Genomic DNA, 11,431 nt, shown 5'->3' on the forward strand with positions numbered 1-11,431 from the left:
ATCCCTTGATTGCGTCACATCAATATGATCAAATTCTTTCAGAATCCTTTCTGAGAGAATTTTCATGCCCGATCACAGCCCAAACCCAAACGACCTAGACAGCTATTGGATGCCATTTACGGCATCGCGTGCGTTCAATTCAAACCCGCGCATGATCACGGGCGCAGATGGGATCCACTACACCGATCAGTCAGGCCACAAGGTTATCGACGGTACGGGCGGGCTTTGGTGCTGCAATGCCGGGCATAATCGCAAACCCATTGTGGACGCGATCCAACATCAGGCAGCTACACTTGATTTTGCGCATTCATTCAACCAGGGCCACCCAATTGCCTTTCAGGCGGCCAGCCGAATGGTGGCATTGGCCGACGGTTTTGATCATATATTCTTCACCAATAGCGGCTCTGAATCCGTCGACACCGCCCTTAAAATCGCATTGGCCTATCACATGGCAAATGGCCAAGGACATCGACGGATTTTAGTGGGTCGCCAAAAGGCATATCACGGGATCAACTTTGGTGGCCTGTCTGTTGGTGGGCTTGGACCCAATAAGGCCCAATTTGGAACCCTCTACCCCGCAGCCCTGCATATGCGGCACACATTGCTGCCCGAAAACGCCTTTGCCAAAGGCCAACCCGAACACGGCGCCCATCTGGCGGATGACCTGACAGCATTGTGCGAAACCCATGGCGGCCATAATATTGCAGCGGTTATTGTCGAACCCGTCGCCGGTGCTGGCGGTGTTTTTCCCCCACCTGTTGGCTATCTAAAACGCCTGCGGGACATTTGCGACGAACATGGCATTTTGCTGATCTTTGACGAAGTGATCACAGGGTTTGGCCGGCTGGGAACGCCATTTGCCGCCTCATATTTTGGCGTTCAACCGGATCTGATGACCGTCGCCAAAGGCATGACCAACGCAACCGTTCCCATGGGCGGTGTTTTCACAACCGCCAATGTGCGGCAGGCGTTTTTAAATGGTCCGGAAACGATGCCTGATCTGTTTCATGGATACACCTATTCTGGTCACCCGTTGGCCAGCGCTGCGGCAATTGCAACTTTAGATTTGTACCGGGACGAGGCGATTTTTGAAAACGCGGCAGCAATGGCCCAAATTTGGCAGGACATGTTGCATCAATTTGCCGATGCGCCGGGCGTCATTGACGTGCGAAATATCGGATTGATGGGGGCGATCGGGTTGCAAAAATCAGGGGATGTTGGGGCAAATGGGCGCGCAACCTACGAAAAATTATGGGAAAAAGGTCTTAGCGTTCGCCCCATCGGCGACACCTTGGCCATGTCCCCGCCATTGACAATCACCGCACCGGATATCGCGAAAATCGGTGACATTCTATCAAAGGTGCTTTGCTAATCTGTCGCTGAACAAGTGTCTGTTTTCACCAGAAACGACATGAATTAGGGGCAAATTTCGGTGCTGAAAATTTTTTGCAACGCCGTTTTTTTGGCCTTGTTTCTCGGGTTTTACGCACATATACGGGTCGACGGAGACGTGGCCGAGTGGTCGAAGGCGCTCCCCTGCTAAGGGAGTAGGCCCGAAAGGGTCTCGAGGGTTCGAATCCCTTCGTCTCCGCCAGAAAGCTCATAACTTTCTGATATATAACGATATAGTTTTTCGGGAAGGCCGATTTCCTGCCTCTGGGTCAGTTCGCTGGTACGGTGAGGACAGAAGATGGCTATTCATACACGGCTCGTTACACGAGGAAGAACATTCTACTTTCGCGCAGCAGTTCCCAAGGATTTGCGTTCATTTACGCAGCGCAGTGAAGTTAAGATTTCATTAAGAACCTTTAATCAATCATTGGCGTCAATGAGATGTCGAGTGATTAGCAACCATTTCGACCTCGTGGTTGGGAAGGCGAGGCAAATGGCGACAGCACAAGACACAGCATTAGATCAATCAATTCGGGACTATTTCCGTGATGCCCTCGATTGGGGGCAAGAGTTCGTGGATATCTTCGCCCCTGACGCAGAAGTGAATGTCGAAGACAGTATCACCCACGTTGAAACTCGTCTGGCCATGCTGCGCCGCCGCCTTGCAGTCAGGGATTTCCCCAGTGAGGTGCAGAGCGAAGCAGATGCGATTGTGGGGGGCTTATCCAAAGATGTCCTAACAAGCCGTTATCAGGCGCTCCAGCGGGTCCAGACGGGGCTTTTACGGGCCAACATCGAGGCCGACCGCCTGCTGCTTGCAAAGCTGAATGGTGACTATGCGCAGTCGGAGATTGCCGACCCGCTGTTCAAAGGTGTGGAATTGGAACCCGATGGGACCATCCCCCGTCTAGCGCTGCGCCCGAATGATGCGGTCAAGACTGTCCCAAAAGTACTGGGCCCAGATGCGCCGTCACTAAACGCATTGGCCAAATCCTATGTGCAGGTGCTCAAGGATCAGAAGATAAAAGACAAAACCATTGGCGACCTAAGGCTGTCGTTTGAGCTTGCCCGTGCGGTAATTGACTTTGACAAGCCTGCGACACTTCTCGACCTGAACGACATGAAAGCGCTGCGCGATCTAATCGGCCACATGCCCGCCCATCATCAAAAGAAGCCCGAGACACGTGATCTTGATCCGATTACGGCTGTCCAAGCAGGCAAGGACTTACCGAAGCTTGGGTATGAAACCCAAAAGAAACGCTTTGATTTCTTCAAACGATTTGTTGCGTGGATGGTCGCGGAAGAACACCTGACGAAAGTTCCGGGTAACGAGCTAAAACTGCTGGTCAAGAAGCCACCAAAGGGCAAACCCAAACGACTTCCGTATGAGCCAAGCCAACTGAAATTGATATTCGACTGCCCGATCTACACCGGACGCCAAAGCATCAACAGATCAGGGACACCCGGTAAGCTGCGGTTGAAGGACGGACGCTATTGGGTGCCGTTGATCGCCCTATATGCTGGGATGCGAGCTGGGGAAATCATCCAGCTGACTTGCAAGGATATCAAAGAAGAGGACGGGATTTTCTTCTTCGACATCACGAAGCTGGAAGATGATCCCGACGAAGAAATCAAGCATCTCAAGACAGGATCAAGCTATCGTAAAGTTCCCGTACATTCGGCGATCCTAGAATTAGGTTTTCTGGAATACGTTGCCGCACGCAAAACAGGACGACTGTTCGCAGAACTGAAAATGGGCAGTGATGGCACCTACAGTCAGCCATGGTCGAAGTTTTGGTATAACCTTGGCAACAAATGGAAATTTCGTAGCAAGTTGCATGTGTTCCATTCGTTCAGGCACAATTTTGTAGATGCACTTCACGAAGCGAATGTAACGGATGCAATTGCCATGCAACTCTGTGGGCACACCAGCGACGATGCACATTGGGGGTATGGCAAAGGGGCCTCAATATCCCGTCTCAAGGAGGAAATTGAGAAGATTGACTATCCGGGATTGCACCTTGGCCATGCCACTGGCCCCGGTTGGAAGATTTGAGATCGGATGGCGTGCATGTCCGATGAACAGGTTTCCAAGAATTGGCTGGCGAATATTACCACTAAGCTAAAGATCGAGTATAAGGCTGAAATTCTTGAAGGTGCTCCGCCGACACCGTTTGTCCCTCCGCCGATTGATAGCGGTTATGTTTCCATTTCTGGGTTTCAAGAATACAGCAAATTGAAAAAACAGGTCTTGGTCCAGCCTAATGATATGACTGCCAACGGACGCAAGCTGTATCACGAAGTCAGCAAGTGGACAAAGAAGAAACCTATTCATCAGGAGGGGCGGGTTTGGGCTGGAAAAACAGTCGCTGAGCTCGCATTGGCGGTTGGGATCAGCACGAAGCAAGTTCACAGATACACTGGAAAAAACCCTTTCCGTCATGCCACTAAGCGTATCGAAGGGGTTAAAATGAAGCTGCTACGGATAGGAGAGCCGGGGGACCTGACCAACGAGGATTTTGCGCGAATGATGGTGAAGATTTGGCGAAAGAAAACGGACCGAATGGAAACATCAAAGGAATTTGGTTTGCTGGTGGGTATGGCTAAGGACACGCCAAGCGGTCTTGCCCCAGACATTTTCTGCACTGTGATCGAAAACTGGTCCGGTTTCATGGCTGGCGTGCATCTGGCAATTTCAAGCGGTATGAGCTTTGGAGATGAATTTGATACCAACCCCAACAACTTCGAGAAAAAGTTTTTCCACCACCCAAGCATTTCTGTCACTCGGCGATTTTGGCCTGTTGCGAAGGAGCATTACTTGATTGCAGTTCAAGGTAAGATCGGGAAAGGTCCAAATGTTTATACCCAAATAAGTAGTATATTATTAAGTAAATAACTAACATCATTATGGTCAGTAGACATAAAGAAAGAGACATGATGGTAGTTACTCCCCCTGCTTCGCACGGAGAGTAACCTCCTTCGGGAAGGATTTTGATCTGAGTTTTCGGGCGAGCCATCTAGAGTATTTTTATGAGCTGATTGAGGTCTTGGTACAAAGTCAGGACGGACTGCGAAAGCTTGCTGATTGCACTGGTCGGCAAATGTGGCCGCGTCGCGGTGTGTACTTCTTTTTTGAAGATGGTGAGCAGCGGTCAGGTTCGGGCAACGGGCTGCGTGTCACGCGCGTCGGCACCCACGCTCTCCGGCGCGGTTCCAACACAAAATTGTGGGGACGGCTGGCGCAGCATCGTGGTCCAGCTAGGACTGGAGGTGGCAATCATCGCGGATCAATCTTTAGATTGCTCGTGGGAGACGCTGTAATCGCCTGTGGTGCGCATCAATGCCAAACGTGGGGAATGGATAGGTCGAGCGTAACGAGGGCCGTCAGAGCGGCAGAATTGCCCATGGAGCAGGAGGTGAGCCGCGTGATTGGGAATATGCCCTTCGTTTGCTTGCCCGTCGACGATGATCCTCACCCCCAGAGTGCGCGTGGGATCATTGAACGGGGAGCGATTTCCCTCCTTAGCGAATACGGGAAACCGCAATTTGATGCCCCGTCCGATGGGTGGCTTGGTCGGCATTGCACACGACAAAAAGTGAGGATGTCGGGGCTTTGGAACAATAACCATGTTGGGGAACCCTATGACCCTGAATTTCTCGAAGTGATGGAGAGTTATGTAAGGACAAACGTCTAAGTTTAGCAGCTATTCGCATTGTGTCCCTCGTTGTCTCAGGGACACCAATGGCGACATTTGCAAAACACCAGTTTGGCCAAACCCGGTTCAGCCATTCGCACATATCAAAAGTGGAAATTTAGCCCTGTTTTGTGTCAGGGACATACAAAATAACATCATGCTGCGCATGTGTCTAAATCTGTGTAATTGCAATCAATTGCAATCAAGATTTAGTGCCTCGGAAGGCCGATTTCCCTTCCCCTGTCGGTGTCGTGGGTTACGCTAAAGAAGGTCAGACGTTTTCGACCCCTCCCAGATCAAGGAGGATCGGACATGAACGACAAGACTGCACTCACCAGATTTCAGACGATAGCTGCACAAGAGATTGCGGGACAATTGGGGGGAACCCCTATCGCTCCGTTTACCAGCACACAGTGGGTAGCAAGCTCGCTTTTGCAGAAGGCAATCCGCAGAGGAACCTTGACTGCTGCGCGTCAAGCCGGGCGGTTTTTGCTGGAGGTAAAAAGGGAACACTTATTCCGCCGCCTCAATGCCATCGCTGCCGAAGACATTGGCCTTGGTGATATTCAAACCATGGCGATCACAGCGGCCTGTCTGACCAGCGCAAAGGTGCGCCGTGATCTGGGCGGGGATGCCGTGGTCACAGACTATCTGATCCGCCGTATGGTGGATGCCCGCAAATCCCGTGCAGCCGATGATCTGCTTATGGCGGTTGAACGCTGGTCGGGATTGAACGACGACCGCGCCCGTTTCGCCGCGATGACAGATGACCGTTTGCGCCAGATCGTTCTGGGCTGCCCATCGCTGGATCGCAAGGCACTGGCGCTTTGGTATCTAATTGGCACAAGACGCTGCCCGAGTTCATATCTGCCATCGCGGGTCGGCAATCCCAATCTTGCCTTTGAAACGATGGCAGAAATGGGCGTGGCCCCGACCAAATTGCAGATCGTCAAAGAGAACTTCACAAAGACCGCGAACATGCTGGCCCCATTTGTCGCTCTACTGTCCCTTGAGAACGGCGCGGTCGCAACCGGGTTGCGCGATGATCCAACCCCGGTTGAAACGCGGATCAATGGTGTGCCGTCATGGGCGTTTGATATGTACACCCGCCCCGGTCGCGCAGCCCTCGGGCGGCTCCTCTTGCGGAATGCAGGCATGGCCGCTTGGGCTGGGGCCTTCCTTCCCCGCACAGGCCGGATACAGGTCGCGGGAGAGCTGCTGTTTCAGATCGAAGGGCAATGCCTACATCGCCGTGCGGTTGGTCCTGTTGCAATTGAATTGCAAAAACGGTGGGAGCTTGAATGTTCTGGTCTATCCGATGACGCGCTTGGCTTCGGATTGGCCGCTCTTCGGGATGCAATGCCAGAGCTGAATACGATACGGGCCGAGGTTGTTGCGGAGGGCGCAGTATGAGCGATCTCGTCCTAAACCGGCATAATCCTTTCTTATCCCGCCCCACAAAGGCGGCAGATGGAAACGAACTGACCAGCTCTGAAGCGGTCGAGCATTTTATCCGTGAAAGCCTCTCCGAGAACACCCGCCAAGCCTACCGCTCCGACCTTGCCCACTTCATGGGTTGGGGCGGCGTATTGCCAGCGTCACCGGAACTGGTCGCCCAATACCTCGCAGATCATGCCGAGGCGTTAGCCCCTGCCAGCCTCGCACGGCGGGTGGCAACTCTGAGCAAAGTCCATTCGGCCAACGGTTGGGAGAATCCGTGTCGCGCCGAAATCGTTCGGGCAACGATGCGAGGTATCAAACGCGTCAAAGGCACAGCACAAGAACAGGCCAAGCCACTGCTGCGCGAAGATCTGTTTTTAGTCCTTGATGCACTCGGTGAGGACACTCGCGCCAAACGTGACCGCGCCCTGCTATTGATCGGCTGGGCGGGTGGTTTCAGATCATCGGAACTTACGGGGCTGGACGTGGCAGATGTCGAGGAGGTTCGCGAAGGTCTTGTGCTACACTTGCGCCGATCCAAGACCGACCAGACGGGACAAGGGCGAAAGCTGGGTATTCCCCACGGAAGAACCCGACACTGCCCTGTCGGGGCTCTTATAGCTTGGCTGGGCACCCTCAATCAGCCTGAAGCCAAGATTTTCCGCCCTGTAGACCGTCACGGCAATTTGAGGGGCGACACTCTACGTGCGGACGCAGTATCAACCATCCTTCGCAACCGCCTCACAGCCGCAGGAATTGACCCTGTCGGCTACAGCGGCCACAGCCTCCGCGCAGGTCTCGCGACAAGCGCCATCAAAGCGGGTGTGCCAACCTACAAAGTCCGCGCCCAAACAGGCCACGCGTCAGACGCGATGTTAGGGCGTTACGTGCGGGACGCTGGTCTGTTTGATGGGAACGCGGCTGGTGCGCTTCTTTGACAACAACCCCGTCGATTGTCTTGCTTTCGGACCAGATGCCCGAGATACTGCCTCCCAAAAGCAAGGAGGCTTTCAGTGTCCAATCAATTCTTCCGCATTTCCGAAGGGTTTCGTTTGTAATGAGCGACCTTCAGAATTCATTTATTTCAAAATCATTTCTTCGATCTATTTGGGCGCACGAATATGAAACTTTCAAAGACAGCCAAGAAGAGGCCGATCTTTTTGAAAGATTGAAGCGCTGGGCTGCACGTGGGGTCCAGAAAGAAACCACGGCGCAGTCGGCGTTGTTACAAGAGTTCTTCGGCACAACTTGGGGATATGTTCAAGATGGTCAGGAGGGCGGAGAGCAAAATTATTCACTTTATCCAGCATTCCCTGTTGCTGGCGCTGGCCAACGTGGAGGCACAGGTGAAGCTGATGCTGGATTAGGTCATTTCACGCCGAATGAGAAATCACCAATCCCACAGGTGTTGGTTGAATTTAAAGATATCAAAAGCGCTCTGGATGCCCCGCAAAAACGGAAGGGTAACACTCGCTCACCTGTAAAGCAGGGGCTTGATTACCTTTATGCGGCACGCAAAGGGATGTTCGGTTATGAGCCGATCATTCCGACTTGGGCCATCGTAACAGATATGAACGAATTCCGCCTCTATTGGTCGGATCGAGGCGAGCGGCAATTCATTAGCTTTGCAATCGACCAAAAAGAGCTGTTTCAGAATGCTACTCTGCTTGATGAAAATGAAAAAGGACGGTTCGACCGTTTCTTGTTTTCGCGCCTATTCCATCGTGACCAATTAATCGTTCGGGGAACCACTGGTCAGTCCGAACTACTGTCCCTGATTAAGCGCCAGCGCTTTAAGCAAAATGAGCTCGAAAACCGCTTCTACCAAGAATACCGAGCGTACCGCGAACACCTTTATCGCGCGTTGCTAGAGCATAATGGACCAAAAACCGACCGTTTCCCCGGCACAAAGGGGCGATTAGTTCGCCTCGCACAAAAACTTCTCGACCGGGCAATTTTCGTGTTCTTTTGTGAAGACATGGGCCGCGCACTTAGTTTTCCGCCGCAACTTCTGCGAGATTATCTAATTCGCGAAGCTGATGACAGCTATTTCGATCCGGCTGGGGGTGAAATCTGGCAATGGCTACGGCGGCTGTTCTCTGCAATGAACTCGGGTGCGACCTCATTTGGGGACCATCAAATTAATCAGTTCAATGGTGGGCTGTTTGCGCCCGATCCCGAATTGGAAAAACTGCAAATACCCAACAGCGTGTTCTGTGAACGTGGTCAAGGCCAGAACGATGCCAGCCTTGCAGGCAACAAGCTGACGCTGCTGTATCTATCAGCAAACTACAATTATGCGTCCGGCTGGTCTGCGGGGGTCGATAGTGATCACACCTCAAACGCCAAACGTGACCCAGATAGAAACATTGGCCTCTACACGCTTGGGCGCATCTTTGAGCAGTCGATCACGGAACTAGAAATTCTCGAAGCTGAGGTTGATGGTCGCGCGTCTATCAACAAGGAAGGCAAGCGCAAACGCGATGGGGTTTTCTATACCCCCGAATGGATTGTCGAACGGATCGTTGATGAAACTGTGGGTCGCCGCTTAGCTGACCTTAAAACCGCCTGTGGCTGGCCGTCCGACAAACAGGACAAACTACCATCTATTGCGGCCATCGACGCATATGAGGTAGAGCTACGCGATATTCGTATTGTTGATCCCGCCTGTGGCTCTGGTGCATTCCTAATCACAACTTTGGCCTACCTGCTGGATGAGTGGAAAATACTTCGCGATCTACGCCGCCAGAATGGCCAGACGATGGTTGACGCCGACTGGACTGATGATGCCATCCGCGACATCCTGCGCCGCAACCTTTATGGTGTGGACATCAACCCTGCCTCGGTTGAAATCACAAAACTTGCGCTTTGGTTACATACCGCGCGGTCCGACAAACCACTGTCGTCGTTGGATGATCATATCCGAGACGGAAACAGCCTGATCGGGCCGGAGTTTTACAGCGGCCTTGCCCCATATAGCGCGGATGAAAGCGAACGCATCAACGCCTTTGATTGGGAACAGGCCTTTCCGGGCGTATTTGAGCGCGGTGGTTTTGACTGTGTTGTAGGCAACCCACCCTATGTGAAGCTTCAAAATTTCCGCAAGGTTCACGCGGATATGTCCGAGTTTCTGAAACGCGATCCTGCACAAGGTGGTGTGTACCAAAGCACCCAAACGGGCAATTTTGATCTGTATCTGCCCTTTGTTGAAAAGGGTATCCAGCTTTTGAACGGTGAAGGGCGGTTAGGTTATATCGCCCCGTCAGTCTGGCAAATGAATGAATACGGATCAGGATTGCGTAACTTTGTAGAACAGGGTCGCCACCTATGGGGCTGGATCGACTTTGGATCACACCAGATTTTTGATGAGGCGACAGTTTATACTGCGCTGATGTTCTTTTCTAAACAGCCAAACACCCATGTGGCCGTTGTACAGGCCCCAAATGGCGTTGTCGCGGAAAGCCCATGGGAAGCGAAAGATATTCACCTCCCATATGGTGATCTTTCCTTTGGAGACCGTTGGTTGTTGGTCACTGGAAAAGAACGCAAGTTGATCAATAAACTCTCCAAGAATGGGCGGCGGCTGGATGATCCTGCGGTTTCGCGCAATATCTTTGTTGGCATCCAAACAAGTGCCGACCACATCTATCATCTGAAACGCCTTGGCCCGAACAGGTATGAGGAGAAACCACCTAAGGGATCAAAGAAGGGCCGCGTGGTCGAGATCGAAGACGGCATTATGAAGCCGCTAGTTTCTGGTTCAGATGCAAAACGCTATAAAACACCCGAACCAGAAATATGCCTACTTTTCCCGTATGAAGTAACAGAGGAGCGTTCTCAGCTCCTTTCCTCGTCCAAGCTGTCAAACAGGTTTCCCGATGCTTGGTCTTACTTGAAAGGACACGAAGAAGCGCTTCGATCCCGCGAAAGCCGCAAGATGGATGTCGATGATGGATGGTGGGCGTATAACTATCCTAAGAACTTAACCAAACAGGAGACTGCAAAGGTAATTGTTCCGAGGCTTGTGACAAATATTTCATGTTCGGTAGATCCAAACGGGTCATTCTATCTCGACAACGTAGATGTTGGAGCCGTGAGTTCTGCACGTAAAGTATCGCCATGGTTCCTGGCTGCCGTGCTAAACGCCCAAACCGCCGATTTTGCATTCCGCCGTATTTCCAAACCATTCCGAGGCGATTTCAGGTCTGCAAACAAGCAGTTTATTGCGCCACTCCCCATCCCTAAAGCCAAGCCTGCTGATCAAGCCGCTCTGGCACAAGATGCCAAACGATTGCAGGAACTCTATGATCAACGCAGGCAAGCACTTGCAGACATTGCTGGCCGCATGGGGGCTATGCGTATCCGCCCACAGCCAAATGAGTGGTTGTTCAAAGACCTGCCTGACCTTGATGACCTGAAAGACCAAGCCCCCAAGCGTTTGATAGGTACTGAGCGCCGTACGTGGGCGAAGGAACGCTTGGCAAAAGAGGTTGAGGCACGCCACGCGGCTTTGGCTGAACACCTGAAGCCGGGGGTCTCGCTCACAGCAGAGCTAGTCCGGGGCGAATTACGCTTCATGATAGATGGCATACCCGCAATCACTGGAATATTCCCGCCTCCGGCAGAGGCTCCTTTCTTGTTGGCGCAATGGCTCGTGTTGGCAAGCCGGACCGAGGTGAAAGCCACTACGACAGGAAAGAAATTGGCGGATCTGTTACGAAAGGTAAGCCCGAGCGCAGAACCGCATATCATGGATGAGGTGATCCGCTTGCAGACGAGCATCGCAACGGATGAGGCAGAAATCACAAAACTTGAAGCGCGAATTAATGAAACGATCTATCGCCTTCACAAGCTGAAACCCGACGAGATAGCTATGATCGAGGCGGCACGTTGAACGGTTGCAA

The 11,431-nt window shown here is 52.3% G+C and carries 6 protein-coding genes and 1 tRNA gene; all 7 read left to right on the forward strand.

Features of this window, described 5'->3' with window-relative positions:
- Positions 1-64: 64 nt before the first annotated feature.
- The 7 genes from AB1F12_RS12070 to AB1F12_RS12100 all read left to right on the forward strand — a co-directional run bounded on the left by AB1F12_RS12070 (position 65) and on the right by AB1F12_RS12100 (position 11,421).
- Positions 65-1,372, forward strand: coding sequence for an aminotransferase class III-fold pyridoxal phosphate-dependent enzyme (locus tag AB1F12_RS12070; protein ID WP_368184622.1), 1,308 nt, complete (start codon positions 65-67; stop codon positions 1,370-1,372).
- Positions 1,373-1,504: 132 nt separating this feature from the next.
- Positions 1,505-1,594: transfer RNA gene (locus tag AB1F12_RS12075), tRNA-Ser, on the forward strand.
- Between the two features lie 96 nt (positions 1,595-1,690).
- Positions 1,691-3,448, forward strand: a complete 1,758-nt coding sequence (locus tag AB1F12_RS12080; RefSeq protein WP_368184623.1) for a DUF6538 domain-containing protein — start codon at positions 1,691-1,693, stop codon at positions 3,446-3,448.
- A 15-nt stretch (positions 3,449-3,463) separates the two neighbouring features.
- Positions 3,464-4,288, forward strand: coding sequence for a hypothetical protein (locus AB1F12_RS12085; RefSeq protein WP_368184624.1), 825 nt, complete (start codon positions 3,464-3,466; stop codon positions 4,286-4,288).
- Between the two features lie 1,258 nt (positions 4,289-5,546).
- Entirely contained in the window at positions 5,547-6,500 is a 954-nt protein-coding gene (locus tag AB1F12_RS12090; RefSeq protein ID WP_368184625.1) for a hypothetical protein, read from the forward strand.
- Positions 6,497-7,465: a site-specific integrase gene (locus AB1F12_RS12095; RefSeq protein WP_368184626.1), complete on the forward strand. Its 969-nt coding sequence runs from the start codon at positions 6,497-6,499 to the stop codon at positions 7,463-7,465. Before AB1F12_RS12090 ends, AB1F12_RS12095 begins: the two co-directional genes overlap by 4 nt.
- Before the next feature lie 119 nt (positions 7,466-7,584).
- Positions 7,585-11,421, forward strand: coding sequence for a DNA methyltransferase (locus AB1F12_RS12100; protein WP_368184627.1), 3,837 nt, complete (start codon positions 7,585-7,587; stop codon positions 11,419-11,421).
- Positions 11,422-11,431: the final 10 nt, after the last annotated feature.

Source organism: Aestuariibius sp. HNIBRBA575, from assembly GCF_040932005.1.
Classification (GTDB): Bacteria; Pseudomonadota; Alphaproteobacteria; order Rhodobacterales; family Rhodobacteraceae; genus CANLNM01.

What these genes read in the sequence shown, in the direction of transcription:
- AB1F12_RS12070 (WP_368184622.1), top strand. Translation starts at nt 65, where the DNA reads ATGCCCGATCACAGCCCAAACCCAAACGACCTAGACAGCTATTGGATG.
- AB1F12_RS12080 (WP_368184623.1), top strand. Translation starts at nt 1,691, where the DNA reads ATGGCTATTCATACACGGCTCGTTACACGAGGAAGAACATTCTACTTT.
- AB1F12_RS12085 (WP_368184624.1), top strand. Translation starts at nt 3,464, where the DNA reads ATGTCCGATGAACAGGTTTCCAAGAATTGGCTGGCGAATATTACCACT.
- AB1F12_RS12095 (WP_368184626.1), top strand. Translation starts at nt 6,497, where the DNA reads ATGAGCGATCTCGTCCTAAACCGGCATAATCCTTTCTTATCCCGCCCC.
- AB1F12_RS12100 (WP_368184627.1), top strand. Translation starts at nt 7,585, where the DNA reads ATGAGCGACCTTCAGAATTCATTTATTTCAAAATCATTTCTTCGATCT.